Origin of the sequence: Pseudoxanthomonas kalamensis DSM 18571 (assembly GCF_010211745.1) — a bacterium.
Taxonomy (GTDB): Bacteria; Pseudomonadota; Gammaproteobacteria; order Xanthomonadales; family Xanthomonadaceae; genus Pseudoxanthomonas_A; species Pseudoxanthomonas_A kalamensis.
In genome coordinates this window covers 61,482-86,935 of sequence record NZ_PDWQ01000005.1, presented here as the reverse complement: position 1 = coordinate 86,935, position 25,454 = coordinate 61,482, and the positions used below count along the sequence as shown (strand labels likewise).

Genomic DNA, 25,454 nt, shown 5'->3' with positions numbered 1-25,454 from the left:
TCGCGCCTGAGTCGCATCCGGAGCCCTGGCCATGCGCAACCTCGATTTCAGTTCGTTGCAGGGCCTGTTGTCGACGCTGCTGGGGTTGATCGTCATCACCCTGATCGGCGTCGGCATCCGGCTGATCGTGATGCAGAAAGTGCAGCAGCGGCGCGAACGGGAAAACCGCCAGATCAACGAGCGTCTGCGGACGCTGATCGCCGCCTACAAGACGCTCGGCGGCTCGTTCACCGGCGACCTCGCCGTGGACCCGACCCACAAGCGCGACCTCGGGCATGACGAGCCCCCGGCCGGGGCCGGAGGGGAGATGGCGAAGGACAACGACCGGGCCCGGCGCATGCGCGATGCGGTGGAGGCGGCGCTGTCGGACATCATCCTGCTGGGCACCGAGGATCAGGTGCGGCTGGCGACAGGAATGGCGGTCGAACTGGCTGCGGGCCGCCCCGTCCATACCGATGAACTGGTCGTTTCCCTGCGCGATTTCATCCGGCGCGCCCTGGATCTGGAGCCGGTGCCGACAGAGCTGGTCATTCCCCGGCAGGGGCCGGCACGCGTGGTGGCGGCCGCGAAAGGCAAGAACGAAGGCGGCGGCAAGGGCGGCGGCGGCGGGGGTGCCGGCGGGGGAATGGCGGCGGCTGGAATGGGCATGGGCGCCGGCATGAACATGGGTGCAGGCGAACACGACGGCCACCGCTAGCGATCCGCGAGCCGTCGCTGCAGCCGCGCGAACGGATTGCCTGCCGTCAGTGCAGGTCGATCCGGGTTACTGAAGGCGTGACCGGGCCGATGAAGGACACCAGCCGGTCGCCGTGCAGGACCAGCTTGCCGCTGTGGCGATCGGCGCCGTCGCGCGAATACTCGAAGCGGAAACTGCGTTCCAGCCCCAGCCGGCCGTCGTCGCCGCGGCGCAGACGGATGCCGGTGGCATGCACCGATTCGTCCAGCCAGATCACGCCGGCGGCGGTGCAGGCATTGCGGCCGAGCAGGCCGGCGCGTTCGGCCGCAGCGCGGGCGCTGTTCCACCAGGCATAGGCGGCCGCGGCGGCGATCATCAGCCCGATTGTGGCGGGAGGCGACATGGATGCGCGCTCTTGTCGTGGCCTCAGGGTGCCGGACCGAGCTTCATCGACAGGTCGATGGCATGCACGTGTTTGGTCAGGCCGCCGATCGAGATGCAGTCCACGCCGTCCTCGGCGATCGCGCGGATGCCTTGCAGGGTCACCCCGCCGGAGACTTCCAGCGGGATGCGGCCCGCGGCGATACGCACCGCCTCGCGACGCAGTTCTGCAGGGAAATCGTCGATCAGGATGCGGTCGCAGCCGCTGTCCAGCGCTTGCCGCAACTGTTCCAGCGTTTCCACCTCGACGATCAGCGGCAGCGTGGGCTGGGCCGTGCGCGCGGCCGTGATCGCCGCCGGCAGCGAGCCGTAGGCGCGAATATGGTTTTCCTTCAGCATCACCGCGTCGTACAGGCCGATCCGATGGTTGTGGCCGCCGCCGCAGCGCACGGCGTATTTCTGCGCCAGCCGCAGGCCGGGCAGGGTCTTGCGCGTGTCCAGGATCCGGGTCCCGGTGCCGCGCACGGCATCGACATAGGCGGCGGTGTCGGTGGCGGTGCCGCTGAGGGTCTGCATGAAGTTCAGCGCGGTGCGTTCGGCGCTGACCAGGGCGCGCGAGCGTCCGTGCAGCGTCGCCAGCACCGTGCCCGAAGACACCCGCTGGCCTTCGTCCACCCGCCAGTCGATTTCCACGGCGGGATCGAGCGCACGGTGGCAGGCATCGAACCACGGCCGCCCGCACACCACCGCGTCCTGCTTGCACAGCAGGTAGGCGATGTCCGCATCATCGGGCAACAGGGCGGCAGTGACGTCGCCGCTGCCCAGGTCCTCGGTCAGCGCGGCGGCGACATCGGCCTGCACCGTCCCGTCGGGCGGCGGGGCGAAGGCAGTGGTCATTTTTCCGGGAAGCCGTCGATCTGCGCGGTGGCGATGCCTTCTTCGGCCAGCAGTACCGGGATGCCGTCGTCCACGCGATACACCGTCTTGCGGTCGCGCGTCACCAGCGCCTCGCGCACAGGGTCGCGCTGTGGCGTGTCGTCGGTGCGCACGAGCTTGCCGGCGGCGATGGCGCGGTTCAGCGCCTCCAGCCCATCGGAGGTCAGCACGGCCAGTGGCTGGCGCGAGACGGGGCAGCAGAGGATGTCGAGCAGTTTGCGGTCCATGGAATGCGGGCAACGGGTCGAAGTGGGGCGAAAGCGTACCATCTGCGCGCCCGCGCCCCGCGGACCGAATCCCGCTAAAATGCCCCTTTAGCGACCGAGGATGGCCATGACCGCCCCGCAGACCGCCCCGCTCGTCGGCCTGGTAATGGGTTCGCGTTCGGATTGGGAGACGATGCAGCACGCCGCGCAGAAGCTCGACGCGCTGGGCGTGCCGTACGAGGCCAGGGTAGTGTCCGCCCACCGCACCCCCGATGTGCTGTTCGCTTATGCCGAGTCGGCGGCCTCGCGCGGCCTGCGCGCGATCATCGCCGGCGCCGGCGGCGCGGCCCACTTGCCGGGCATGCTGGCGGCCAAGACCGCCGTGCCGGTGCTGGGCGTGCCGGTGCAGTCGAAGGCGCTGAACGGCATGGATTCGCTGCTGTCCATCGTGCAGATGCCGGCGGGCATCCCGGTGGCCACCTTCGCCATCGGCAATGCCGGCGCGGCCAACGCGGCGCTGTTCGCCGCCGCCCTGCTGGCACCGGAACATGCCGCGATCGCCGAAGTCCTGGAGGCATTCCGCGGCAAGCAGACCGCAGACGTGATCGCCGCCGACGATCCGCGGCAATGACCACCGTCGGCATCCTCGGCGGCGGGCAGCTGGCCCGCATGCTGGCGCTTTCCGGGGCGCCGTTGGGCTTGCGCTTCCTGGTCATGGACACAGTCGCCGATGCTTGCGCGGGACAGTTCGCGCCGCTGCTGGTGGGCGATTACCGCGATGAGCAGGCGCTGGCCGAATTCGCCTCCAGGGTGGACGTGGTCACCTTCGATTTCGAGAACGTCCCGTCCGAAAGCGCCGAGTGGCTGGCCGAACGCGTTCCGGTGTTCCCCAACCCGCATGCGCTGGCGGTCGCGCAGGACCGCTGGGTCGAGAAGAACCTGTTCCGCGAACTGGAGATCCCGGTCGGCGATTTCGCCGCGGTGGCGACCCGCGACGAACTCGAGGCCGAGGTCGCCCGCATCGGCGGGGCGTGCATCCTCAAGACCCGCCGGCTGGGATACGACGGCAAGGGCCAGTTCCGGATCAAGTCGGCGGCCGAGATCGACGCGGCGTGGGCGGCGCTGGGTACGCAGGCCGAAAGCGTCGGCTTGATCGTCGAGGCCTTCGTGCCGTTCCAGCGCGAGTTGTCGGTGGTGGCCGTGCGCGCCCGCGACGGCGAATTCCGCGCCTGGCCGATGACCGAGAACTGGCATGTCGACGGCGTGCTGTCGGCCAGCCTGGCCTCGGCATCGCTGGCGCCCGAACTGGCCGAAGCGGCGCAGGCCCATGCGCGCCGGCTGGCCGCGGCGCTGGATTATGTCGGCGTGTTCGCGCTGGAGCTGTTCCTGTGTGACGGGCAATGGCTGGCCAACGAGATGGCGCCACGCGTGCACAACTCCGGACACTGGACCCTCGAAGGCGCGGAGACCTCGCAGTTCGAGAACCACCTGCGCGCGGTGCTGGGCCTGCCGCTGGGCAGCACGCGTGCGATCGGCCAGTCATGCATGTTGAACTGGATCGGCGAACTGCCCGACCGCGATGCGGTGCTGGCCTTGCCGGGCGGCCACTGGCACGACTACGGCAAGTCGCCGCGCGCGGGCCGCAAGGTCGGCCATGCCACCCTGCGTGCCGGAACGGCGGGCGAACTGGCCGTTGCGCTGGAAGACCTGGGTGCGGCGATCAATCGAGCGGCGCAGGTGGCGCCGGCGGTGACGGCGCTGCACTCGTCGTGAAGGCGACCGCCCCGTTCGCCGCGGCGGACGGATGCGCATCGGCAAGCCGGCGCATGCGCAGGATCAGTCCGACCGTATAGGCCAGCGAATAACCGATCAGCAGCGCGGCCAGTCCCAGGGTCAGCGCGCTGGCCTGCGGCGCGGACTGCGCGGTCAGCAGGTCGGCATGGAAGATCCGCCAGCCCAGGCGTCCGACCAGCAGCGCGGTCAGCGCCAGGCCGATCCATGGATTCGGGGTGTACCAGCGTTGCCCGTTGTTCCATTCCAGCCGGGTATGCATCAAGCCGAACAGACCCAGCGGCAGGCCGGTGACGAATCCGGCAATCACCGCCATGCGCAGCTGCGGAACAAAGATGGCGGCGCTGGCCAGCAGCAGGGCGACCAGTCCCAGCAGGGTCAGGCGGATACCGATCCGGACTGGTCGCCAGGGCTGCAAGCCGAAATTGCGACGGATGCGCCGGAACACCAGAAAGACCAGCAGTGCCGAGAACAGGTACGGGGCCAGATGGGCGTGGAAGGGAGCGGACATGGGCGACAGGGGCGAGGAAACCGGTCCAGTGTCCGCCTCTTTGGTCCTGCCCGCCAGTGACGACTGTCATGGGCCGGCCATGACGGCCGGCCCATGCATGATTCAGCGGCAGCGACCGTAACGGTCCGGCGAGGCGCCGGGGCCCCCGCGCCAGCCGGGCGGGTTCTCCCAGTTGCTGCCGGGGCCGCCGATGCGGCCGGGTGGGTTGTCGTCAAGGTCCAGCCAGCAACGGCGGACCTGGTTCCACAGGCCGTACTTCGGGTGCCAGTAGCCGAAGCGGGCGCTGAAGTAGTAACCGCCGCGGGTCGAGGTGAAGCGGTAGCGATGCCCCCGGTAGCGGTACAGCCGGTAGTTCGGTGAGGCACCGGGACCTCCGCGCCAGCCGGGCGGGTTCTCCCAGTTGGTACCGGGACCACCGATGCGGCCGGGCGGGTTGTGGTCGCGGTCGTGGCGCGGCGCCGCGGTCGCGGTGCCGGCCAGGCCGGCAAGCAGCAGGGTGGAAACGAGGATCCAGCGTGCGGTGTTCATGGTGCTTCTCCGGTTGCGGAACGCATCCCGGAAAAGCGCGCAGGGCGGAGAATGTTGACCGTGTGCCTGGCCGGCGTTCGACGGCGGGACAGCTAGCTGAGCGACGACTGAGTCGTGTGCGCCCACCGGTCAACCGCCGGAAACGACAAGGCCGGGTTGCCCCGGCCTTGTCGCGGATGAAGCTTGCGGCGTCGATCAGCGCAGGTTGCCGGCGACGAAATCCCAGTTCACCAGCGACCAGAACGATTCGACGTACTTCGGGCGGGCGTTGCGGTAGTCGATGTAGTAGGCGTGTTCCCAGACATCGATGGTCAGCAGCGGGGTGTCCTCGCCGGTCAGCGGGGTGGCGGCGTTGGAGGTGCTGGCCAGGGCCAGGCTGCCGTCCGGACGCTGCACCAGCCAGCCCCAGCCGGAGCCGAAGGTGCCGATGGCGGTCTTGGTGAATTCTTCCTTGAACGTGTCGAAGCCGCCGAAGGCCTGGTCAATCAGTTCGGCGAGCTTGCCGGTGGGCTGGCCGCCGCCGTTGGGCTTCAGGCAGTTCCAGTAGAAGGTGTGGTTCCAGATCTGGGCGGCGTTGTTGAACATGCCGCCCTGGGATTTGCGAATGATGTCTTCCAGCGGCAGATCGGCGAACTCGGTGCCTTCGATCAGCTTGTTGAGGTTGTCCACGTAGGTCTTGTGGTGCTTGCCGTAGTGGAAATCGATGGTTTCGCCGGAGATGTGCGGCTCCAGCGCGGTGCGGTCGTAGGGCAGGGCGGGCAGTTCAATGGCCATGGCGGGTTTCCTTTGCTTGGCGGTCGAAAGTCGGACAGGGCGTACAATGTGCGCCAGTTTAACGTAGGACCGGTCCCGGACCTGTCGATGGCAAAGAAAAACACCATGTCGGTGGTGGAACGCATCCAGGCCGAAGTCGATGCGCACCCGGTGGTGCTCTTCATGAAGGGCACCCCGCAATATCCCATGTGCGGCTTTTCCAGCCGTGCCGTGCGCGCGCTGGAAGAAGCCGGCAGCGCGAGCTTCCACGCGATCAACGTGCTGGAAGAACCCGAGATCCGCGCCAACCTGCCGCGTTTCTCCAACTGGCCGACCTTCCCGCAGCTGTTCATCCACGGCGAGCTGATCGGCGGTTGCGACATCGTGCTGGAACTGCACGAGGCCGGCGAACTGCAGCGCATCCTGTCCGAAACGTTGCCGCAATGAACCTGGCGCCCTTGCCAACCCGGGCGGCCGGTGCGCTGCAGGGCCGGGTGGTGCTGGTCAGTGGCGCCCACGGCGGGCTGGGCAGCGCGGCGGCGGCGGCGTGCGCGCAGGCTGGGGCTACGGTGGTCCTGCTGGGCCGCAAGCTGCCCAAGCTCAACCGGGTCTACGACGCCTGTGTACAGGTCGGCGCCGAGCCGCTGCTGTACCCACTGGATATGGAAGGCGCCGCGCCGGACGATTACGCCGAACTGGCGGACCGGATCGGCAGCGAATTGGGGCGGCTGGACGGCGTGCTGCATTGCGCGGCCGAATTCCGCGGGCTGACGCCGCTCGAACATACCGACCCGGCAGCGTTCGCTCGCGCCATCCACGTCAACCTGACCGCGGCCTGGTGGCTGTCGCAGGCCTGCCTGCCGCTACTGAAGCAGGCCGACGATGCCGCCCTGGTGTTCGCTCTGGCCGATCTGCAACAGGCGGGTTCGGCCTACTGGGGTGCCTACGGCGTGGCCCAGCACGGTTTGGCAGCGCTGGTCGGCATGCTGCACGCCGAACTGGCGTCCACCCCGGTACGGGTCTCGGCGCTGCAACCGGGGCCGATGCGCACGCCGTTGCGTTCGCGCGCCTGGGCTGACGATCACGATGCCGATACCCGCGAGCCGGATGCCTATGCCGGTGCCTGCGTCACCCTGCTGTCGCCGGCAGGCGCGCCGCATCGCGGCCGGATATGGCACCCGACTGCGATGGACATCGACGCATGACGGTCCTGTCGGCGGCGCTGCTGCTGTTCCTGATCCTGGATCCGCTGGGCAACATCCCGGTGTTCCTCAGCGTGCTCAAGCCATTGCCGCCGCAACGGCAACGATGGGTGCTGATGCGCGAACTGCTGATCGCGCTGGTCGTGCTGATGCTGTTCCTGTGGTGCGGCCAGTACTTCCTCAGCGTGATGCACCTGCGTCAGGAGTCGGTGCAGATCGCCGGCGCGATCGTCCTGTTCGTGATCGGCATCCGGATGATATTCCCGCGCCCGGAGGGGTTGATGGGCGACATTCCGAGCGGCGAGCCGTTCATCGTGCCGCTGGCCATCCCGCTGGTGGCCGGGCCGTCGGGCATGGCGGCGGTGATGCTGATGGGCAGCAACGAGCCCGGGCGGCTGGGCGAATGGAGCCTGGCTTTGCTGATCGCTTGGGGTGCCACCTCGGCGATCCTGTTTTCGGCCACATTGGTATACAAGTGGCTTGGCCGGCGGGCGCTGACCGCGGTCGAACGCCTGATGGGCATGTTGCTGGTGGCCATCTCGGTGCAGATGTTCCTTGACGGTATAAGTACTTACCTGAAACTTTCATCGTCCAACCTTTAATGCGTTAAGCATCAAGGAGATAGCGGGTTGCTGCGGCGCAGAAAGTTGTCACCAAGGCGTCACAATCCTGCTCTATCGTGTTAACCTGTTATTAACCTTCGGTGCCGGTTGGAAGGTTGCAGGTATTCCATAGTTTCGACAGTGGGGCGCCTCCCTGGCGGGGCGACCCGCATGCGTCGTATGGCCTGTCCGTCGACCCGTTTCCACTTCAAGTCATTCAAACCACGCAAGGGACCCCAAGCCATGAATCAACGCTGTCTCCGGATGTCCAAACTCACCCTGGGCCTCGTGGCCGCGCTGGCTGCCGCGCCGGCGTTCGCGCAGAGCACCTCCTCCGGTGTTGGCGGCCAAGTCATCGACAGCAGCGGGGCGCCGGTTGCGGGTGCCGAGGTCACCATCACCCACGTCGAGTCCGGTACGGTCAGCCGCGCCACCACCGATGCCAGCGGCCGTTACGTGGCCCGCGGCCTGCGTGTGGGCGGTCCGTACACGATCACCGTGACCAAGGCTGGGACGGGTACCGATACCGAGGAAGGCGTGTACCTGGAACTGAACAAGGTCGGCAATGTCGATGCGCAACTGGGTTCGGGCGATGCCACCACCCTGGGCACGGTGGCTGTCGTCGGCAGTCGCGGCCTGGACGTGTTCACGCCGGACAACAAGGGTGTGGGTACTTCGGTCAGCGGTCGCCAGTTGGAGCTTCTGCCGCAGGGTAACCGCTCGCTTGACGACGTGGCTCGCCTCGACCCGCGCGTCACCGTCATCGACCAGGCGGGTGGTTCGATCTCGGTTGCCGGCGTGAACAACCGCTTCAACAACATCATGGTCGACGGCCTGTCGCAGAACGACCCCTTCGGCCTGAACAGCAACGGCATGCCTTATACCGGCAGCCCGATTTCGGTGGATACCATCGAAGCCTACGACATCAAGGTGTCCGACTATGACGTGTCGCAGGACACCGTCGGCGCAACCATCAACGCGGTCACCAAGTCCGGTACCAACGAGTTCCATGGTTCGGTGTATTACGCGATGAAGGATGCCGGCAGCATGGTTGCCTCACGCGATGGCCAGGACTATGACCTGTTCGACAAGGACGAGACCTATGGTGTGACCATCGGCGGTCCGATCATCAAGGACAAGTTGTTCTTCTTCGCTTCGTACGAAGAACAGGAAATTTCCGAATTCGGCGGCGCCACTCCCGCCGACGGCGTGGCCAACGGCCTGATCTCGATGGACGAGGTGAATCAAGCGATCGCCATTGCCGACTCGTGGGGCGTCAAGGACAATGCCTATGGCGCACTGGACTCGGTTCTGAAAAACAAGCGCTATCTGGCCAAGATCGACTGGAACATCAATGACTATCATCGCGCCAGTCTGACCTACCAGCAGACGGAGGAAGCGCGCCCGATTCCGTACGACCTGTCCTCGAACACGGCAATCCTGACCAATCACTGGTATTTCAGGAACGTCGAATCCAAGAACACCAGCCTGCAACTTTTCAGTGACTGGACGGATAATTTCAGCACCGAATTCAAGGTGAGCCAGCAGAAATTCGACCAGATCGATGGTGCGTTCGTCGACAATACCGAATCGATCGTCTATGTCGAGGATGGCAGGATATTCATCGGCGAGGACGACAACCGGCACGAAAACCAGATCAACACCAAGCAGCTGGCCGCATCACTGTCGGGCACGTACTATGCCGGCAACCACACCATCAAGGGCGGCGTCGACTTCCAGCGTCACGACGTGTTCAACCTCTACGGCAAGACCCTGCACGGCGAATACCAGTTCCGTGACAAGAATGGCAACGGCACCGGTCTGGACGAGTTCGAGGCAGGCGATTACTACAGCTATGCCGTCCGTCGTCCGGTCGGCTCGTATTCCGAGGCGGATACCGCTGCCGCGCTGGTCTATTCCCAGATCAGTCCCTTCATCCAGGATATCTGGCAGGTAACCGACAAGCTGTCCATCCAGTACGGCGTGCGCGTCAACATTCCCAAGGCCGACAAGGCGCCGGAAGTCTCCCCCGGTTTCGAGGAGGCATTCGGCTTCACCAACGCCTACAAGCTGGGGACGGACAACAAGGTCATCCTGCCGCGTTTCTCCTTCAATTACACCTTCGACACCGAGCGCTATTCGCAGTTGCGCGGTGGTATCGGCGCGTTCCAGAGCATTCCGCCGTTCGTGTGGCTGGCCAATCCGTACCAGAACACCGGCGTGACGGCCCGGCGCTTCTCCTGGGATGACCCGAGCACCCTGCCGTACGATCCCACCGATCCGTACAACATGCCCATCCCGCCGGGCGCCGACATCTCCGGCAGTGTGGATTGCACGGCCTCGGCCCCATGCCAGGTGGATGTGATCGATCCTGACTTCAAGTTGCCGACCGTGTGGAAGGTTAGCCTGGGCTACGACGCCGAACTGCCGTGGTTGGGCCTGATCGGTTCGGTCGAAGTGCAGCACATCAGGAATCGTGATGGCATCTTCTATCAGGCGTTGAACATCGGCACGCCGCAGGGCGTCCTGGCCGACGGGCGCGAGAGCTACTGGTGCACGCTGGGCGGATCGACGTCCAACAGCAACAAGAACTGTGGCCTGGATCCGGCATTCGCCTACAACTCCACCTTGCTCGGCAATACCGACAAGGGCGCCAGCACAGCGGTGACGTTCGCGTTGGACAAGCCGCTGAGCGACGGCTGGTTCGGCGGCCTCAGCGTGACCTACACCCACGCGACCGAAGTCGCTTCGGACGGCAGTTCGCAGGCGTTCTCTTCCTACCAGTATGTGTCCCGCGTCAATCCGAACCAGGAAATCGCCACCACGGCCGGTCGCGTCATCCCGCTTTCGGTGAAAGCCTCGCTGGGCTGGGAACATGCGTTCTTCGGCGATTACAAGACCAGCGTTGCGGCCTACTACAACGGTCATGACGGCTTGCCCTACACCTGGACGTTCGACGGCGATGCCAACGGCGACCGCATCTACCAGGATCCGGCCTATATCCCGCTGATCAACGATCCGCTGGTGAGTTACGGTTCGGCGACGCCCGAGCAGATCGCGGCGTTCCATGCGTTCATCGACAGCAATCCGTACCTTGCCTCACGGCGTGGCTCGATTGCAGGACGCAACGAGGACCATTATTCGTGGGTCAATCAGCTCGACCTCGGCATTCAGCAGGAACTGCCCGGCTTCTTCAAGGAGCACAAGGCCGTTGTCCGCCTGGATATCTACAACTTCCTCAACCTGTTGAACAAGGATTGGGGGCAGACCGAGGGCGAGACCTTCTCGGATAACACGCGTTATCTGGCATACCTTGCCGGCGTCAATGCCGATGGCACCTACGAGTATGACCTCAGCCGCAGCAGCAGCCCGGAAAGCGTGTACGTGTACGATTCCAGCTCCTCGTACCCGTCCCGCCTTGTCTCGCGCTGGTCGGCGTTGCTGACCCTGCGTTACGAGTTCTGATCCCGGACGATCAGTGTCGAAGTGCCGAAACGGCCGGGGCAACTCGGCCGTTTCCTTTTCCGGGCCGGGGCGCTAAAGTCGCCCGACTTGAATACGACATGGGACGATCTATGAGCAATACGGCATCGAGGGCGTTGCCGGTACAGGACGCGCAGATCTATCCGCGCGGCGGGCTGGACGTGTTGTCGCGCACGGAAGTGGCACGCCTGCGGGATGCTTCCAGCGGCGGCATGCATGAACTGCTGCGCCGCTGCGCACTGGCGGTGCTGACCAGCGGCAGCGCTTCGGACGATCCGCGCGCGGCGCGCGATCTCTATCCCGATTTCGACATCCAGGTACAGCAGCACGATCGTGGCGTGCGCATCGATCTGGTCAACGCGCCATCGGTCGCTTTCGTCGACGGCACGATCATCCGCGGTATCGCCGAATTGCTGTTCTCGGTGGTGCGCGATCTGGCGTACACGGCGATCGAGCTGGGGCCGCAATTCGAGGCCGAACTGGATACCTCGGCGGGCATCACCAATGCGGTGTTCGGATTGCTGCGCAACGCACGCATCCTGCAACCGGCGCCGCCGAACCTGGTGGTGTGCTGGGGCGGGCATTCGATCTCTCGCGAGGAGTATCTGTACACCAAACAGGTCGGTTACGAGCTGGGCCTGCGCGGGCTGGACATCTGCACCGGCTGCGGGCCGGGCGCGATGAAGGGTCCGATGAAGGGCGCGACCATCGCCCATGCCAAGCAGCGCCGGCGCACCACGCGCTACATCGGCATCACCGAGCCGGGAATCATCGCCGCCGAATCGCCGAATCCGATCGTCAACCACTTGGTGATCATGCCGGACATCGAGAAGCGGCTGGAGGCTTTCGTCCGCATCGGCCACGGCATCATCGTGTTCCCGGGCGGCGTCGGCACGGCCGAGGAAATCCTGTACCTGCTGGGCATCCTGCTGCGCGAGGAAAACGCCGGATTGCCGTTCCCGCTGGTGCTGAGCGGCCCGACCATCGCCGCGCCGTATTTCGAGCAGATCGACAAGTTCATCCGCCTGACCCTCGGCGACGAGGCCGCGGCCAAGTACGACATCATCATCGGCGATCCGGCCGCGGTGGCGCGCAGGATGACCGCCGGGATCAAGCAGGTGCGCGAATACCGGATTTCGCAGAAGGACTCGTTCTTCTTCAACTGGGCGCTGGACGTGCCGCTGGAATACCAGCAGCCGTTCGTTCCCACGCACGAGGCGATGAAGGCACTTGATCTGTATCGTGGACGGCCGGCGCATGCGCTGGCGGCAGATTTGCGCCGCGCCTTTTCCGGCATCGTGGCCGGCAACGTGAAGGAAGACGGCATGCGCCGGATCGAGGAGTTCGGTCCGTTCGAGATCCGTGGCGATGCGGACATGATGCAGGCGCTGGACGCCCTGCTGCGCGCCTTCGTGCAGCAGCGCAGGATGAAGATTTCCGGCGAGTATCGTCCCTGTTATCGGGTCTCGACCTGATCGGCGGCAGGCAGGTACGGAAGCGTGATGCTGGCGATGAATTCGTCGCCATGGTCCTGCGTTTCCACCCGCCCGCGGCCCTGCGTCATCGCCTCGATCCGCGCCTGCACGGACTTCAGACCGACGTGATGGCGGCCGGTTCCCTCGGCGGGAGCGGTCGCCGATAACGAGTTGCGGACGCGGATGCGGACGGTGTCGGCATCCGTGTCGACTTCGATCCGGATATCTCCGCCCGAGGTCGAAGGCTCCACGCCGTGGTGGATGGCATTTTCCGCCAGCGGCTGCAGGCTCAGGGTCGGGACTTCGATGTGGGGCAGGGTATCCGGCAATGACCAGACGACCCGTAGTCGCGGGCCGAATCGCAATGCCTCGATTTCCAGATAACGCCGGGTCAGCGTCAGTTCGTCGGCCAGCGGTATCCGGCTGGGGCCGGACAGGGCGGCACGGAACAGGTCGGCCAGGTCCAGCAGCAGGTTTTCCGCCTCGTCCGGGCGCTGGTGCACCAGCGCGGCACCGGTGTTGAGGGTGTTGAACAGGAAGTGCGGATGGATGCGCGCCTGCAGCGCCTCCAGTTCGGCCTGCTTGGCCTGTACGGCCAGTTGCCGGGTGCGCCAGTGGTTCTGGAAGGCGACCAGACCCAATAGGCCAACGCACAGCGCGATGCCGCCGAAGCGCAGCAGGATGCCGTACCAGGCATTGCGCCCGATCGACCAGCTCTCGCCGAGCACGGCCCAGGCCGCCAGCCAGACCAGGCCGGTGGCGATCAACAACAGGCTCAGGGCCAGATAGGCGATATGCAGGGGGCGGGCGGTGGAGATCTGCTGGCGCAGCAGGTATAGCCCGCCCAAGGTCAGCAGCAGGACCCACTGGATGGCCAGCGAGGCCAGTCCGAAATAGACCCAGCGGTCGATCGTCACGCCGGGGGCCATCGACAGGATGGCGGCCAAGCCCTCTCCAGCGATCACCACCCAGGTGATGACCGGCGCCTGCCAGAGGACGTCCAGCGGGCCGGGCGATGTATCCGCAATGCGGTCGATGGCGGGGGTGTTCACGGGCAGATGATGCCCTCTAAAGAGAGATTAGGGGAACCTGGATGCCGTTGGGGCGTGCCGCCGTGCCGCCTATCGGTGATGTCTGGCGGCACGGAAAGCATTCGGACTAGCTTACCCGGGTGATAAATCCGGGGAAGGACCGCATGTCGCGTCCGTTGCAGCCATCCATGCGCTTGGGGCGCATGATCTCTCATATTCGCCAGAATGACGGCTTCACGCTGATCGAACTGATGGTGACTGTCGCCGTGCTGGCGATTCTGGTCACTCTGGCCGTGCCCAGCTTTACCTCCCTGATCAACAGCAACCGGCTGACCGGCCAGGCCAACAGCCTGGTCGCCGATCTGCAGCTCGCGCGTTCCGAGGCCATTCGCCGCAACCGCACCATCACTGTGTGCCGCAGTACTGATGGCGCCACCTGCGCCGGCGCGACGGGAGCATGGGAGACATGGCTGACGGTGATTCCCGGGACATCGCCATTGGAAGTGCTGCGCACCGGTTCGGTGAAAGCGCCGGTAGAGCTCAGCGCAGGTGTGGACAGCGTGGATTTCCGTTCCGATGGCATGGCGCGGGACGCCGTTGGAGCATTGCTTGCTGCCAATATTGTCGTTTGTATTCCGACGACACGACCTGCTGAGAACATTCGTAGCGTGAACATCGCGGCAGGCAGTCGTGTCAATGTTATACCCAGTTCCAATGCGGGAGCCTGTCCATGAGGTCAACGGACAATAGGGTGAGAATGGTATCGAGGTCTCGTGCGCACGGCGCTTCCGCGGGCAGACAGATGGGCGTCGGTCTGCTTGAAGTAATGATTTCCGTTCTGATCATGGGGATCGGGTTATTGGGCATCGCTGCGATGCAGGCCACTGCACTCAAGAATGGTCAGAGCTCACTGGAGCGCAGCCAGGCGGTAATCCAGTCCTATGCCATCCTGGATGCAATGCGGGCAAATCGAGATGCGGCGCTTGCTGGCGATTACAACCGTGCATTGACCTGCGCTCCACCTGGAACGGGGGCCTTGGCAGAAACGGATGTTGCGAATTGGATTACTTCCCTCGAAACGACTCTCGGGAATAGTCCCAACACATGCGGCAGCATCAATTGCGATGGAAATGGGGTCTGTACGGTAGTGGTTCAGTGGGACGATAGCCGTGCTCAAGGCAATACCGGCGCAGGCAGTACGACCGAAAGCGTGACAACGGTGACTCAGTTATGAGGAGTATTTTTATCCAATCCCGCAAGCAGCGATTCCTGCCGCAGCATGTCACTGGTTTCAGTCTGATCGAGCTGATGGTTGCGTTGGTGCTGGGCCTCCTGGTTGTCGCGGCTGCCATCGGCATATTTCTATCAAACCAGCAGGCATATCGTGCATCCGAAAGTCTAGGTCGCGTACAGGAGAGTGCGCGCGTCGCTTTTGAGCTGATGGCCAGAGATGTGCGTGAAGCAGGAGGGAATCCTTGCAATAGCTGGGGCAACATGGCTATCGTCAATGTGCTGAATTCCCCGGCCAGTAACTGGTGGAGCAATTGGGGTATCGGGACGACGGGAGGCTCGCTTAGAGGCTATTCCGGAGCAGAGGCGATCAATGGCATTCCATTCGGTTCCGCAGCCGCACAGCGGGTGGCTGGAACGGATGCGCTGGTGGTGTTGTCTGGCGGAGATATCGTTGCCAATGTCACAGCACATGATCCTTCGGCAGCGACATTCACGGTCAATAACGCGGCCCATGGATTCTCCACAGGAGACATTCTACTGGTATGCGGGCCTAACTCAGAGAGCGAAGGTGTGGTGCGTCTTGGCGCCATTTTCCAGATGACCAATGGAGGAGGCACCACGTCGATTGCTCATGCTGTCGGTGGCGGCTCTCCCGGGAATGCCATATCCAATCTCGGGCTTTCGGGGGGGGGTATTCACCTTTGGCGAAAATGCTTCCATAACTCGAGTCAATGCCGCAGCTTGGTATATCGGGAATAGCTCCTCGGGAAGTGGCGAATCTTTGTACCAGACGATTTTGACATCAGGCGGAACGCTGAATAGCCAGGAAATCCTCGAGGACGTGCAGAACATGTCGTTGAGATATCTGCTTCCCGGAACCAATCAGTATGCTGCTGCGGATACGATTCCGGCGGCAGGCTGGAACGACGTGACTGCTGTCAATATAGATTTAAATCTTCTTGGGCAAGGAAACACTGGGACGGATGGTAACCCGATAGAGCGTCGGGTCATTCAGGTGGCGAGCTTGCGCAACAGGAATCCGTGATGCGTACAAACACGAATTTCAAAAGACACTCTTCTGGCGCCTCGCTTATCGTGGTCTTGATCCTGCTTCTGATCATGACCTTGCTCGGCTTGGCGGCATTGCGCGGTACATTGCTTGAGGAAAGGATGACGGCCAACATGTTTGACCGCAGCATCAATTTTCAGGCGGCCGAAGCGGCATTGCGAGAAGGCGAAGCGGTGGCAGAGCAGTATTCCATCGATCACAATAGTCAGCCGCCGGCTGTCGGGTCCGGTTGTTCTACCGGCGTTTGCGAAGCGCCTAACCCTGCCGACGTTGATCGCGCTTCCGATCCGGGCTTCATCTGGAGAACGGCGACAACAGCAGCGATCAGCGACAATGCCTCGCCTCCCGAGTTCTTTGTCGAATATATAGGCACAGTGGAAAGTTGGCTCGAATGTAACGTGGATCCGAAATACACGGGGGACCCGCTTTGCGTGCGACCGCTATACCGAGTGACGGCAAGAAGTCAGGGCGCTGACCGTGCAAGTGTTGTCCTGCAATCCAATTACATTGCGCCATGATCGGGGTAATGAGGAATTCACGTATGAAATTCACTTCTCAAGAATCCATGTCCGGACGCGTGCGAGCTTATCTGCAGTCAGTATCGGTGACTTTTCTGGTGACCATGCTGGCCTTGCCGGCCAATGCTTACGTGGCATTTCCAGCCGAGCCGTTGCAATCCAGTGGCCGCATTCCTCCTAATATTCTTTTCGTGCTCGACGATTCAGGGTCGATGGAATATACGCGGATGCCGGACAACGTGCCGAGTACGAGCACGCTGAATATCGCCATGTCTGCGTATACGCGCAACACGATTTACTACAACCCGTACACAGACTACAAGCCGTGGTTGCAGGCGAATGGGTCGCCTATGACGGGCGGCTTGAATTATGGCGCAGTATATTCCAGCGTTGAATTGGCCAGTGGCGCGACTACCAATTTGTATGCGGGCACACAGACTTTTTATGTCCCCAAGGATCCTGGTGATCCGAGTTCATTCGGAGATGCCAAGAATTACTGGCGCTATCAGATACATACTGATGGAAGAGTCGTACAGTCGGAGTACCTGCAGGGAGGAAGCTACCCCGAGGGCGAGACTGGACGAGGGTGTTCCAGTGGCATGGGCGGCACCACTTGGAGGTGGAAGAACTGTACGTTTACTACACCAATCGGCCGCAATGAAGCGGACGAGCGCGCAAATTTTGCCGTCTGGTATTCCTACCATCGCACCCGTATGAAAGTGGCCAAAGCGGGCACTGGGCGAGCTTTCAGCGAGTTGGGTGAGAATATGCGCGTAGGCTTCCGGACCATTCATGCGAGAACGATGACTGGAAACCCGATTACGTTCGGCAATCCGTTCCGGATCGTGGATACCGGTAATCCGGGTCTTTTTCTGGACGACGGAAGCATCACTAACAAGTCCACTTGGTATGCCCGGTTGTATGGGGCAACGGCCAGTGGCAATACGCCGTTGCGCGATGCTCTGAATAAGGCCGGAATACTGTATCGCGATAACGATACTAGCACCGGTCCGTATGGCCCTGAGATTGGAGTCGATCAATTCAGCTGTCGACAGAACTTCACGCTGCTGACGACTGATGGTTATCGGAATGACAGCGGCTACTCAAACTCGGTAGGCGAAGTTGATAGCGTGAATGGTCCGTCCATTACCAATGGCGGAAGCTACCAGTACACGCCTTCACCTCCATACACGAGCACGTATTCCGACTCGTTGGCCGACATCGCCATGTACTACTGGAACCGGGATCTGCGTCCGGATCTCGGCAATAACGTGCCCACGTCTTCTGCTGATCCTGCTTTCTGGCAGCACATGACGACATTCGCAATCTCGATTGGTGCCGCCGGCACACTGGATCCAAGTACGGATCTCCCCGGATTGACCTCGGGGGCAATCAGTTGGCCATCTCCTGACAACAACACCTCGCGAAGCATTGATGATTTGTGGCATGCCTCGATCAACGGGCATGGTAGCTTTGTGTTGGCGAACGATGCTGACGAATTTACTAATGCACTCCGCGCCGCCTTGGCAGCAATCACTGAGCGAACAGGCTCTTTTGCCAATGTTTCGACGAATTCAACGCAGGTCAATGCAGGAGCCGAAATATTCCAAGCCCGATTCATTTCGGGGAAATGGACGGGAGAATTGAATTCCTATCCAATCACCGGATTGACGGTTAGTAGCACTCCTTCATGGAATGCATCGGCGGGAATACCCGCGACGGGACGCAACATCATTACCTACAATGGTGTTACGGGCGCAACTTTCCCGACATCATCTCAGATTGCAGCTCTTGTGCGCACGGACTCTCCTTCGGTCTCCGGTGCAGATAACGCGGCTTACATAGCTGGCGATCGATCACTGGAGATTGGTAATGGCGGCACCTTGAGAGATCGAAACCACCTGCTAGGGGATATCGTTCATTCGTCCCCTGCATATGACAGGGGAACCGACGTCGTCTATGTTGGTGCCAACGATGGCATGTTGCATGCTTTCGATGCGGATGACGGATCTGAAGTATTTGCATATGTGCCGGGAGGCATCAGCATTCCAGATCTGGCGACTTTGAGTGATCCGGACTACGAGCATCGCTATTTTGTTGATGGACCAATTTCCATTTCCCGTCGCAGCCAGACTCCGGCTCAAAGCGTTCTCGTGGGCGCGTTGGGGCGTGGAGGGAAGGGGATTTATTCACTGGATGTAACGCATCCGAATACTTTCGACGATTCCGATGTCAGGTGGGAGCGTACCGAGACGCCGGGGTTGAACATGGGGCAAGTTCTGGGGCAGCCTATCATTGCCAAGCTCAATAATGGGCAGGTAGGAGTCATCGTTCCGAATGGTGTGAATAGCCAGAATGAACGGGCGGTGCTGCTTGTGTATGCGTTGAATGGTACGCTGCTGGCGGAGATCGATACGGGTGAAGGGTCGTCCGCACAGCCGAATGGCTTGATGGCTGCTACAACTCGCGATATCGATGGAAACGGTACGGTAGATTATGTCTTTGCGGGAGATCTGAGCGGTAATCTCTGGAAGTTCAATTTGTCTTCCGCCAGCACGACGGCATGGGCCTCGGCAAGTAACAGGCTGCTGATGTTCACTGCTGTGAATGCCGATGGTGAGCGGCAGCCGATCACTTCGGCGCCGGCACTCGCACGCGATCCGAATACCTATGAGCTATGGGTTTTCTTTGGTACTGGGCGATTCATGTCTCTTGACGATGTATCTAATCATGAGGTGCAAAGTCTGTACGGAATCAAGGATGGCATGACAGCAGTCACTTCCCGCAGTTTGCAGCTTCAGCAGCGCAACATCATCGTTGCCGGCACTGCCGCTAATGGATCGGCAATCAGAGGGTTTGAGCCGCATGGTTATCTGGACGAATCTAAGCGAGGCTGGTACATCGATTTGCTCACTCCGCCGAACCCTCCGGGAACACCCGAGGGGGAAAGGGTGGTCAGTGATATTCAGGTCATAGCCAGTACGTTTATTGCTTCCACCATCATTCCGGACATGGATCCTTGCTTGCCAGGCGGTACCGGATTCATCAATGCATTGGATGCATTCAGTGGCACCAGCCTCACTACATCGTTCTTCGATATTGATGGCGATGGGTTTTATTCCGACGAGACCATTGATCCCGGAACGGGGCTTCCTGTGTCGGTCGGCTCCATTGATCCAAGTGTCGGCATGCCTTCTCTGCCTGCAATCCTCAACAATCTTGCTGTGGTGGGTGGATCCAGCGGAGGTGTCAGTGATTTCCCCGTTGACCTGAATACGACAACAGGGCGGGTTTCGTGGCGCGAAATAATCGGTGATTAGGCAGGCATATGAAAATTTCTAGGGTGATGACAAATGGTTGTCGTTTTTCTGGCAGGAACATTCAATTCGGATTCACGCTGATCGAACTGATGATCGTGGTGGCAATTGTGGCGATTCTGGCCACGATTGCCAATGCGAGTTACCAGCACTTCGTGATCAAGTCGCGACGTGCGGCGGCTACGACCTGCTTGCAGGAGCGAGCGCAGTTCATGGAGCGCTATTACACGACGCATCTGACCTATAACGATCCCAACGCCCCGCCGACCTTGGCCCAGTGTGGTCAGGATCTGAATAGTTTCTACACGATAGCGTTCAATGGGGCTCCTGGAGCAAAGACGTACAGCATCACGGCTACACCCACCAGCAGCCAGCCGGATAGCAAATGCGGCACGCTCTCGATCAATGCGCAGGGGGCCAGGGGGCAGACGGGTACCGGCACGCAGGCGGACTGCTGGTGATCCGGCGGCTGGTTCTTGCCCGGAAGGGCAGGGACGGGGCCGGTCGATAGGCTTTACCAACAGTCCGGGTTGATCCTGATCAAGGAGCCTTTCCCGATGGATCGGGATACTGGAGGCATGGCTGAAATCGTGCCCATTGCCAATGCGATGCGTCGCTGGACGTTCGATGCGGACCTGCTGCGCCGGTATGACCGACCGGGTCCGCGATATACCTCGTATCCGACGGCTCCGCATTTCCACAGCGACTTCGGCAGCAGCGATTACGCCGAAATGGTGCGGCGGAGCAACGATTCGGAGCCGGTACGCAATCTGTCGCTGTACGTGCATGTTCCATACTGCCAGAGCCCGTGTTTCTATTGCGGCTGCAACCGCGTCATCACTCGCGACAAGACGCGCGGACGTGCCTATCTGGAGCGTCTGCAGCACGAGATCCGGATGGTGGCGCCGCTGTTCTCGCGCGACCGTGAGGTCGTGCAACTCCATCTCGGCGGCGGCACGCCGAACTTCCTGAGCCCGCAGCTGATCGGCGAGCTGGTCGATGCCTTGGGTCGGAATCTCGAGTTCAGCCGGGAGTCCGGTCGCGATTTCTCCATCGAACTGGACCCGCGTTTCGTCGGCGCAGAAGAGATCGCCGCTTTGTCGGCGATCGGCTTCAACCGAGCTAGCCTCGGGGTGCAGGATTTCGATCCGGCGGTGCAACATGCGATCAACCGGGTACAGGGGATCGACGATACCCTGGAGGTGATCGATGCCTGCCGGCAGTACGGCATGCGATCGGTCAACGTCGATCTGATCTATGGCCTGCCGAAGCAGACCCTCAAGGGTTTCGGCGCCACCTTGGATACGACCATCGCGGCGCGACCGGACCGGCTGGCGATCTACGGCTACGCGCACCTGCCGACGATGTTCCGCGCCCAGCGGCAGATTCGCGACGAGGAGCTGCCACCGCCCGAGGCACGACTGGACTTGCTGGGACTGGCGGTCGAAAAGCTGTCGGCGGCGGGCTATCTGTACATCGGCATGGATCATTTCGCCTTGCCTGGCGACGATCTGGCGCGGGCGCAGGCCGAAGGCGGGTTGCATCGTAATTTCATGGGATATACCACCCATGCTGATACCGATCTGGTGGGCTTGGGCGTGAGTGCGATCAGCCATGTTGGTGACTGTTTTTCGCAGAATTGCCGCGACCTGCCCGAGTGGGAATCGCGAATCGACGAAGACCGGCTTCCAGTCTGGCGCGGGATGCGGATGGATGCCGACGACGTGCTGCGCGCGGATGTGATCCAGCAACTGATGTGCCAGGGCGTGATCGATGTACAGGAGGTCGAGCGCAGGCATGGCGTGGACTTCCAGATGTATTTCGCCAAGGCATTGCAGAGGATCGATGCGCTGCAGGACGATGGACTGGTTCTGCGCACGCCGGATCGCATCCGCGCGACCCAGCGCGGCCGCGCCCTGCTGCGGACCTTGGCGATGTGTTTCGACCGTTATCTGGACGAGTCCGGCAAGGGACAGTATTCGCGCGCGATCTGAATCCGGATAGCGCGCAGGAAGGGATGCCATGACCGAAAGTTCGACCGAGAAGCCGCGCCGGCCGGGTCCGGATTTGTGCAGTGAAGACGAGATCGCCGCGTTGGTGCAGCGGTTCTACGACCGCGCGCGCCGGGACGCCTTGCTGGGGCCGGTATTCGATGCGCATGTCGCGGACTGGCCGGCGCATCTGGCTCTGCTCACGGATTTCTGGTCGGCGATGCTGCGTGGCACCCGGCGCTTCCAGGGCATGCCGATGCGCAAGCACCTGCAATTGAAGGAATTGAGCGCGGAGATGTTCCTGCGCTGGCTGCAGCTGTTCCGGCAGGCAACGGCCGAATCCGGCAACGAGGCGATGCGCTCGCAGGCGGACGACATGGCCAGACAGATCGCCGATACCTTCTGGCAGCGCTACCAGCTGGCCATGAATCCCGCCGCGCCGCCGCGGCCGCTGCTGGCGGGTTGACTCAGCCCGGCAATGGCGCGCAACCCAGCGCCTTCAGCGTGGCATGCAGTGCGGGGACCCGCATCAGCCACGGTGCGGTGATCGTCAGCAGCCCGGTCAGCAGCAGGAAGCCGGCCGCGAGTCCGCGCAGGCCGGGGCGTTGCAGCCAGCGGCCGACGCGTTGGCCCGACCAGGTCAGCGGCAGCATGACCGGCAAGGTACCCAGGCCGAAGGCCAGCATGGTCAGGGCGCCGTTGAAGGCACTGGCCTGCATCCACGCCACCGACAGCAGGCTGTAGCTCAAGCCGCAGGGCAGCCAGCCCCACAGCAGGCCCAGCCCGATCCGCCGCGCCGCCGTATCGGCCGGCAGCAGGCGCCGCTGCAATGGTTGCAGCCAGGCCCACACGCGGTTCCCGGGGCGCGGCAGGAACGCCAGCCAGCCGTTGCGGCCGAGCAGGCGCAAGGCGACGACGATCAGCGCTAGGCCGACCAGCAGGCGCAGGCCGACGCCGACCCACGGATTGCGCAGCAGCCCCAGCAGGCCGTGACCGAAGCCGCCGACGATGGCGCCAGCCAGCACATAGCCACCGACGCGTCCCAGGTTGGCCTGCAGCGCCATGCTCCAGCCGCCGCCGGGCGAAGCCGCGGAAAAGCCGGTGGCGATGCCGCCGCACATGGCCGTGCAGTGCAGTCCGCCGAGCAGGCCGCTGGTCAACGCGGCCAGCAGCACCAGCCAGTCAACCGGCATCGCCGGAATCCGTGTTCGAACGCGGCGGCGGTTTCGGCTCGCGTTCCTCGTCGTCGACCAGCACGTCCAGCGCCGGCGTATCCAGATCGTCGAACTGGCCACGGCGCACCGCCCAGACGAAGGCCCACACGGCGATGCCCAGCAGCACCAGACTGATCGGTACCAGCAACAGCAGAATTCTCATGCGGGACTCCGCGCCAGGCGCAGCGCATTCAGGGTGACGATCAGCGAGGATAGCGCCATGCCCAGCGCGGCGACCCAGGGAGTGACCCGGCCGCTGGCGGCCAGCGGGATGGCGATCAGGTTGTAGCCCAACGCCCAGATGAGGTTTTCGGCGATGATCCGGCGGGTGCGGCGGGCCACGGCGATGGTGGCCGGAATGCGGGCCAGTTGGGTTCCGGCCAGTACCAGATCGGCCGCGCGCTGGGCCAGCGCGGCACCTTCGCCCATGGCGATGGAGACATCGGCGCCGGCCAGCACCGGCGCATCGTTGAGACCGTCGCCGACCATCGCCACCACGCGTCCTTCCGATTGCAGTCTGCGAACCAGGGCCAGCTTGCCCTCCGGCGATTGCCGTGCCAGCGCACGGTCGATGCCGAGTTCCTGCGCGAAGCGCGCGACGGCGTCGTGGCCGTCGCCGCTGGCCAGATGCAGGCGCAGGCCGAGTTCGCGCAGCCGTTGCAGCGCGGCGGCGGCATCGGTGCGCGGCGATTCCTGCAGGCTGAAGCGGGCAACGGGACGTTCGCCGTCGCCCAGCCACAGGGCGCCATCGTCGTCGCGGCCGGTGGTGAACCCGGCCTGGCCCAGCCGCCAGCGACGGCCTTCGACTTCGCCTTCGATGCCCTGGCCGGGAACGGCCTGAAGAGCATCGACCCGCATGCCGGCGTCGTCGTCGGCGAAGGCGGCGGCGATGGGGTGGTTGGCGTCGCGTTCCAGCGCGGCGGCGATGCGGCGCGCGGCCGCCGGGTCGAATCCGTCGAAGATTTGCACATCGGCCAATGCGGGCTGGGTCTGGCCCAGCGTGCCGGTCTTGTCGAATACGACATCGGTAGCCCTGGCCAGCGTTTCCAGCGCATCGGCGCGGGTGGCCAGCACGCCCAGCCGCGCCAGCGTGCCGTGCGCGGTGGCCAGCGCGGCGGGTACCGACAGCGACAGCGCGCAGGGACAGCTGATGACCAACAGCGACAGGGTGACCTCGAAGGCGCGGTCGGGGTCGTACAGGCGCCAGCCCAGGCCGACGATCACGGCCACCAGCAGCAGCGCGGAAACGAAGCGGGTGCCGACCCGGTCGGCGACGTGCGCGATGCGCGGTCGATGCGCCTGTGCCTGTTCCACCAGTCGGGTCAGTTGCGACAGCCGGGTATCGGGGCCGGTCCGGGTGACCCGCAGCCGCACCGGGGCTTCGCGGCAGCTGGTACCTGCAAAGATTTCCTCGCCGATGCGCTTGTGCACCGGGCCGGATTCGCCGGTCAGCAGCGACTCCTCGAACCAGGCGTCGCGTTCGAGCAGGGCGCCATCGGCCGGCGCGTTGTCGCCGACGCCGATGCAGACCGTGTCGCCGGCGCGGAGTTCGGACAGCGGCACCGACTCGCGGCTGCCGTCGTTGCGCTCGCGCACGGCGAACACCGGGCGTGCCCGCGCCAGTGCGTCGACCTGCGCATTGGCGATGTTGCGCGCGCGCTGTTCCAGCATGCGCGCGGCCAGCAGCAGGAACACGAACATCACCGCCGCGTCGTACCAGACGTGGCGGCCGCCGCGCACGGTTTCGACCAGGCTGGCGAAGTAGGCCAGCAGGGTCGAGGTGGCGATCAGCGTGTCCATGCCGATGTGGCGCTGGCGCAGTTCGCGCCAGCAACCGGCCAAGAACGGCCAGCCGGAGTAGAACACGACCGGGGTGGCGACCAGGAAGGTGATCCAGCGGAAGAAGTCGCGGGTGGCCGGCGCCATTTGCTGGTCGAAATCCAGGTACAGCGCTTCGGCGAACATCATCGCCTGCAGCGCGCCCAGGCCGGCCACGCCCAGCCGCAGCAGCCAGCGCCGGCGTTCGCTGGCACGGGCCTGTTCGCTGGCGTCGCCGGCGGCCAGATAGGGGCGATAGCCCAGTTGCGACAACCGCTGCAGGATCGGCGACAGCGGCGTGCGTTGCGGGTCCCAGCCGATCCGGATACGCCCGGTGACCGCGTTGGCGGTGACGTCCAGCACGCCATCCTCGCGGCTCAGGGCGCGGTCGATCAGCCACGCGCAGGCGGCGCAGCGCATGCCGTCGGTGAGCAGGGTGATGCTGCGGCCGCCTTCGATGTCGTGCGCGTGCTCGCGCAGCAATTCCTCGCGATCCCACTGAGACAGATCGATGGTGTCGGTGCCGACCCGCGCCGACGGCGCGGTGCGCAGGCGATAGTAATCGTCCAGGTGCGATTCGGCGATCCAGTCGGCGGCGGCGGCGCAGCCCTGGCAGCAGAAGCGGCGGGTCTGCCCGCCGGACGGGCTCAGGACCGGTTGCGCCGGCAGCGGTTCGCCGCAGTGGTAGCAGCCCGCGCTTGCGGGATCGTCCGCCATGC

At 63.5% G+C, this 25,454-nt stretch carries 27 protein-coding genes; 17 read left to right on the top strand and 10 right to left on the bottom strand.

The window, feature by feature from the left end:
* Positions 1-31: 31 nt before the first annotated feature.
* Complete coding sequence (locus tag CSC70_RS10895) at positions 32-697, top strand: hypothetical protein (protein ID WP_162456657.1); 666 nt, start codon at positions 32-34, stop codon at positions 695-697.
* Between the two features lie 46 nt (positions 698-743).
* Here the strand turns inward: CSC70_RS10895 and CSC70_RS10890 are convergent, their stop codons facing one another.
* The 3 genes from CSC70_RS10890 to CSC70_RS10880 are packed head-to-tail and all read right to left on the bottom strand — an operon-like array spanning position 744 to position 2,220.
* Positions 744-1,079, bottom strand: a complete 336-nt coding sequence (locus tag CSC70_RS10890; protein ID WP_162456656.1) for a DUF3301 domain-containing protein — start codon at positions 1,077-1,079, stop codon at positions 744-746.
* A gap of 23 nt (positions 1,080-1,102) precedes the next feature.
* The gene (gene nadC, locus CSC70_RS10885) at positions 1,103-1,954 is read right to left on the bottom strand and encodes a carboxylating nicotinate-nucleotide diphosphorylase (RefSeq protein WP_162456655.1); all 852 of its coding nucleotides are present in this window, start codon (positions 1,952-1,954) and stop codon (positions 1,103-1,105) included.
* Positions 1,951-2,220: a Trm112 family protein gene (locus tag CSC70_RS10880; RefSeq protein WP_162456654.1), complete on the bottom strand. Its 270-nt coding sequence runs from the start codon at positions 2,218-2,220 to the stop codon at positions 1,951-1,953. Before CSC70_RS10880 ends, nadC begins: the two co-directional genes overlap by 4 nt.
* 106 nt (positions 2,221-2,326) lie before the next feature.
* On the opposite strand from CSC70_RS10880, the gene purE reads away from it, so the two are divergent.
* Both purE and CSC70_RS10870 read left to right on the top strand, forming a co-directional pair.
* Positions 2,327-2,830 carry a 5-(carboxyamino)imidazole ribonucleotide mutase gene (purE, locus tag CSC70_RS10875; RefSeq protein ID WP_162456653.1) on the top strand — a complete coding sequence of 168 codons (504 nt, stop codon included), beginning with the start codon at positions 2,327-2,329 and terminating at the stop codon, positions 2,828-2,830.
* Positions 2,827-3,972 carry a 5-(carboxyamino)imidazole ribonucleotide synthase gene (locus tag CSC70_RS10870; protein ID WP_162456652.1) on the top strand — a complete coding sequence of 382 codons (1,146 nt, stop codon included), beginning with the start codon at positions 2,827-2,829 and terminating at the stop codon, positions 3,970-3,972. The genes purE and CSC70_RS10870 overlap by 4 nt, the downstream gene beginning before the upstream one ends.
* Here CSC70_RS10870 and CSC70_RS10865 read toward each other — a convergent pair.
* The 3 genes from CSC70_RS10865 to CSC70_RS10855 all read right to left on the bottom strand — a co-directional run bounded on the left by CSC70_RS10865 (position 3,920) and on the right by CSC70_RS10855 (position 5,803).
* The gene (locus CSC70_RS10865) at positions 3,920-4,501 is read right to left on the bottom strand and encodes a CcdC protein domain-containing protein (protein WP_211369475.1); all 582 of its coding nucleotides are present in this window, start codon (positions 4,499-4,501) and stop codon (positions 3,920-3,922) included. The two genes, CSC70_RS10870 and CSC70_RS10865, sit on opposite strands and share 53 nt — an antisense overlap.
* Positions 4,502-4,603: 102 nt before the next feature.
* Positions 4,604-5,029 (bottom strand): hypothetical protein, encoded by a 426-nt coding sequence (locus tag CSC70_RS10860; RefSeq protein WP_162456651.1) that lies wholly within the window; start codon positions 5,027-5,029, stop codon positions 4,604-4,606.
* 195 nt (positions 5,030-5,224) lie between these two features.
* The gene (locus CSC70_RS10855; protein ID WP_162456650.1) at positions 5,225-5,803 is read right to left on the bottom strand and encodes a superoxide dismutase; all 579 of its coding nucleotides are present in this window, start codon (positions 5,801-5,803) and stop codon (positions 5,225-5,227) included.
* Between the two features lie 105 nt (positions 5,804-5,908).
* On the opposite strand from CSC70_RS10855, the gene grxD reads away from it, so the two are divergent.
* The 5 genes from grxD (at position 5,909) to ppnN (ending at position 12,544) form a co-directional block, all read left to right on the top strand.
* Positions 5,909-6,229 carry a Grx4 family monothiol glutaredoxin gene (grxD, locus tag CSC70_RS10850; RefSeq protein ID WP_162456849.1) on the top strand — a complete coding sequence of 107 codons (321 nt, stop codon included), beginning with the start codon at positions 5,909-5,911 and terminating at the stop codon, positions 6,227-6,229.
* Entirely contained in the window at positions 6,226-6,987 is a 762-nt protein-coding gene (locus CSC70_RS10845) for an SDR family NAD(P)-dependent oxidoreductase (RefSeq protein WP_162456649.1), read from the top strand. The genes grxD and CSC70_RS10845 overlap by 4 nt, the downstream gene beginning before the upstream one ends.
* Positions 6,984-7,586 carry a YhgN family NAAT transporter gene (locus CSC70_RS10840; protein WP_162456648.1) on the top strand — a complete coding sequence of 201 codons (603 nt, stop codon included), beginning with the start codon at positions 6,984-6,986 and terminating at the stop codon, positions 7,584-7,586. The genes CSC70_RS10845 and CSC70_RS10840 overlap by 4 nt, the downstream gene beginning before the upstream one ends.
* Before the next feature lie 264 nt (positions 7,587-7,850).
* Positions 7,851-11,051: a TonB-dependent receptor gene (locus tag CSC70_RS10835; RefSeq protein ID WP_246189405.1), complete on the top strand. Its 3,201-nt coding sequence runs from the start codon at positions 7,851-7,853 to the stop codon at positions 11,049-11,051.
* A gap of 110 nt (positions 11,052-11,161) precedes the next feature.
* Positions 11,162-12,544, top strand: a complete 1,383-nt coding sequence (ppnN, locus tag CSC70_RS10830; protein ID WP_162456646.1) for a nucleotide 5'-monophosphate nucleosidase PpnN — start codon at positions 11,162-11,164, stop codon at positions 12,542-12,544.
* On the opposite strand, the gene CSC70_RS10825 is transcribed toward ppnN, so the two are convergent.
* Positions 12,526-13,521, bottom strand: coding sequence for a sensor histidine kinase (locus CSC70_RS10825; RefSeq protein ID WP_246189417.1), 996 nt, complete (start codon positions 13,519-13,521; stop codon positions 12,526-12,528). The two genes, ppnN and CSC70_RS10825, sit on opposite strands and share 19 nt — an antisense overlap.
* 218 nt (positions 13,522-13,739) lie before the next feature.
* On the opposite strand from CSC70_RS10825, the gene CSC70_RS10820 reads away from it, so the two are divergent.
* From CSC70_RS10820 to CSC70_RS10785, 9 genes are all read left to right on the top strand, one after another.
* A complete protein-coding gene (locus CSC70_RS10820; RefSeq protein WP_281349611.1) occupies positions 13,740-14,309 on the top strand; it encodes a GspH/FimT family pseudopilin in 570 nt (189 codons plus the stop codon).
* Positions 14,310-14,377: 68 nt separating this feature from the next.
* Entirely contained in the window at positions 14,378-14,809 is a 432-nt protein-coding gene (gene pilV, locus CSC70_RS10815) for a type IV pilus modification protein PilV (RefSeq protein ID WP_246189404.1), read from the top strand.
* Positions 14,806-15,567, top strand: coding sequence for a PilW family protein (locus CSC70_RS10810; RefSeq protein WP_246189403.1), 762 nt, complete (start codon positions 14,806-14,808; stop codon positions 15,565-15,567). Before pilV ends, CSC70_RS10810 begins: the two co-directional genes overlap by 4 nt.
* A gap of 22 nt (positions 15,568-15,589) precedes the next feature.
* Positions 15,590-15,853, top strand: a complete 264-nt coding sequence (locus CSC70_RS14730; RefSeq protein WP_246189402.1) for a PilW family protein — start codon at positions 15,590-15,592, stop codon at positions 15,851-15,853.
* A complete protein-coding gene (locus CSC70_RS10805) occupies positions 15,853-16,395 on the top strand; it encodes a pilus assembly PilX family protein (protein WP_162456644.1) in 543 nt (180 codons plus the stop codon). Before CSC70_RS14730 ends, CSC70_RS10805 begins: the two co-directional genes overlap by 1 nt.
* A 23-nt stretch (positions 16,396-16,418) precedes the next feature.
* Entirely contained in the window at positions 16,419-19,715 is a 3,297-nt protein-coding gene (locus CSC70_RS14600; RefSeq protein ID WP_211369474.1) for a pilus assembly protein, read from the top strand.
* Positions 19,716-19,723: 8 nt separating this feature from the next.
* Positions 19,724-20,173 carry a type IV pilin protein gene (locus CSC70_RS10795; protein WP_281349610.1) on the top strand — a complete coding sequence of 150 codons (450 nt, stop codon included), beginning with the start codon at positions 19,724-19,726 and terminating at the stop codon, positions 20,171-20,173.
* 117 nt (positions 20,174-20,290) lie between these two features.
* A complete protein-coding gene (gene hemN / locus CSC70_RS10790) occupies positions 20,291-21,706 on the top strand; it encodes an oxygen-independent coproporphyrinogen III oxidase (RefSeq protein WP_211369473.1) in 1,416 nt (471 codons plus the stop codon).
* A gap of 28 nt (positions 21,707-21,734) precedes the next feature.
* The gene (locus CSC70_RS10785) at positions 21,735-22,169 is read left to right on the top strand and encodes a group III truncated hemoglobin (protein WP_162456643.1); all 435 of its coding nucleotides are present in this window, start codon (positions 21,735-21,737) and stop codon (positions 22,167-22,169) included.
* A gap of 1 nt (position 22,170) precedes the next feature.
* Here the strand turns inward: CSC70_RS10785 and CSC70_RS10780 are convergent, their stop codons facing one another.
* The 3 genes from CSC70_RS10780 to CSC70_RS10770 are packed head-to-tail and all read right to left on the bottom strand — an operon-like array spanning position 22,171 to position 25,452.
* Positions 22,171-22,896: a sulfite exporter TauE/SafE family protein gene (locus CSC70_RS10780; protein ID WP_162456642.1), complete on the bottom strand. Its 726-nt coding sequence runs from the start codon at positions 22,894-22,896 to the stop codon at positions 22,171-22,173.
* Positions 22,886-23,080, bottom strand: a complete 195-nt coding sequence (ccoS, locus tag CSC70_RS10775; RefSeq protein ID WP_162456641.1) for a cbb3-type cytochrome oxidase assembly protein CcoS — start codon at positions 23,078-23,080, stop codon at positions 22,886-22,888. Before ccoS ends, CSC70_RS10780 begins: the two co-directional genes overlap by 11 nt.
* Entirely contained in the window at positions 23,077-25,452 is a 2,376-nt protein-coding gene (locus CSC70_RS10770) for a heavy metal translocating P-type ATPase (protein ID WP_162456640.1), read from the bottom strand. The genes ccoS and CSC70_RS10770 overlap by 4 nt, the downstream gene beginning before the upstream one ends.
* Positions 25,453-25,454 lie beyond the last annotated feature (2 nt).

Bases quoted from the DNA above. Each gene is read 5' to 3' on its own strand.
- CSC70_RS10895 (WP_162456657.1), top strand. From the start codon at position 32: ATGCGCAACCTCGATTTCAGTTCGTTGCAGGGCCTGTTGTCGACGCTG.
- CSC70_RS10890 (WP_162456656.1), bottom strand. From the start codon at position 1,079: ATGTCGCCTCCCGCCACAATCGGGCTGATGATCGCCGCCGCGGCCGCC.
- nadC (WP_162456655.1), bottom strand. From the start codon at position 1,954: ATGACCACTGCCTTCGCCCCGCCGCCCGACGGGACGGTGCAGGCCGAT.
- CSC70_RS10880 (WP_162456654.1), bottom strand. From the start codon at position 2,220: ATGGACCGCAAACTGCTCGACATCCTCTGCTGCCCCGTCTCGCGCCAG.
- purE (WP_162456653.1), top strand. From the start codon at position 2,327: ATGACCGCCCCGCAGACCGCCCCGCTCGTCGGCCTGGTAATGGGTTCG.
- CSC70_RS10870 (WP_162456652.1), top strand. From the start codon at position 2,827: ATGACCACCGTCGGCATCCTCGGCGGCGGGCAGCTGGCCCGCATGCTG.
- CSC70_RS10865 (WP_211369475.1), bottom strand. From the start codon at position 4,501: ATGTCCGCTCCCTTCCACGCCCATCTGGCCCCGTACCTGTTCTCGGCA.
- CSC70_RS10860 (WP_162456651.1), bottom strand. From the start codon at position 5,029: ATGAACACCGCACGCTGGATCCTCGTTTCCACCCTGCTGCTTGCCGGC.
- CSC70_RS10855 (WP_162456650.1), bottom strand. From the start codon at position 5,803: ATGGCCATTGAACTGCCCGCCCTGCCCTACGACCGCACCGCGCTGGAG.
- grxD (WP_162456849.1), top strand. From the start codon at position 5,909: ATGTCGGTGGTGGAACGCATCCAGGCCGAAGTCGATGCGCACCCGGTG.
- CSC70_RS10845 (WP_162456649.1), top strand. From the start codon at position 6,226: ATGAACCTGGCGCCCTTGCCAACCCGGGCGGCCGGTGCGCTGCAGGGC.
- CSC70_RS10840 (WP_162456648.1), top strand. From the start codon at position 6,984: ATGACGGTCCTGTCGGCGGCGCTGCTGCTGTTCCTGATCCTGGATCCG.
- CSC70_RS10835 (WP_246189405.1), top strand. From the start codon at position 7,851: ATGTCCAAACTCACCCTGGGCCTCGTGGCCGCGCTGGCTGCCGCGCCG.
- ppnN (WP_162456646.1), top strand. From the start codon at position 11,162: ATGAGCAATACGGCATCGAGGGCGTTGCCGGTACAGGACGCGCAGATC.
- CSC70_RS10820 (WP_281349611.1), top strand. From the start codon at position 13,740: ATGTCGCGTCCGTTGCAGCCATCCATGCGCTTGGGGCGCATGATCTCT.
- pilV (WP_246189404.1), top strand. From the start codon at position 14,378: ATGGGCGTCGGTCTGCTTGAAGTAATGATTTCCGTTCTGATCATGGGG.
- CSC70_RS10810 (WP_246189403.1), top strand. From the start codon at position 14,806: ATGAGGAGTATTTTTATCCAATCCCGCAAGCAGCGATTCCTGCCGCAG.
- CSC70_RS10805 (WP_162456644.1), top strand. From the start codon at position 15,853: ATGCGTACAAACACGAATTTCAAAAGACACTCTTCTGGCGCCTCGCTT.
- CSC70_RS14600 (WP_211369474.1), top strand. From the start codon at position 16,419: ATGAAATTCACTTCTCAAGAATCCATGTCCGGACGCGTGCGAGCTTAT.
- CSC70_RS10795 (WP_281349610.1), top strand. From the start codon at position 19,724: ATGAAAATTTCTAGGGTGATGACAAATGGTTGTCGTTTTTCTGGCAGG.
- hemN (WP_211369473.1), top strand. From the start codon at position 20,291: ATGGCTGAAATCGTGCCCATTGCCAATGCGATGCGTCGCTGGACGTTC.
- CSC70_RS10785 (WP_162456643.1), top strand. From the start codon at position 21,735: ATGACCGAAAGTTCGACCGAGAAGCCGCGCCGGCCGGGTCCGGATTTG.
- CSC70_RS10780 (WP_162456642.1), bottom strand. From the start codon at position 22,896: ATGCCGGTTGACTGGCTGGTGCTGCTGGCCGCGTTGACCAGCGGCCTG.
- ccoS (WP_162456641.1), bottom strand. From the start codon at position 23,080: ATGAGAATTCTGCTGTTGCTGGTACCGATCAGTCTGGTGCTGCTGGGC.
- CSC70_RS10770 (WP_162456640.1), bottom strand. From the start codon at position 25,452: ATGGCGGACGATCCCGCAAGCGCGGGCTGCTACCACTGCGGCGAACCG.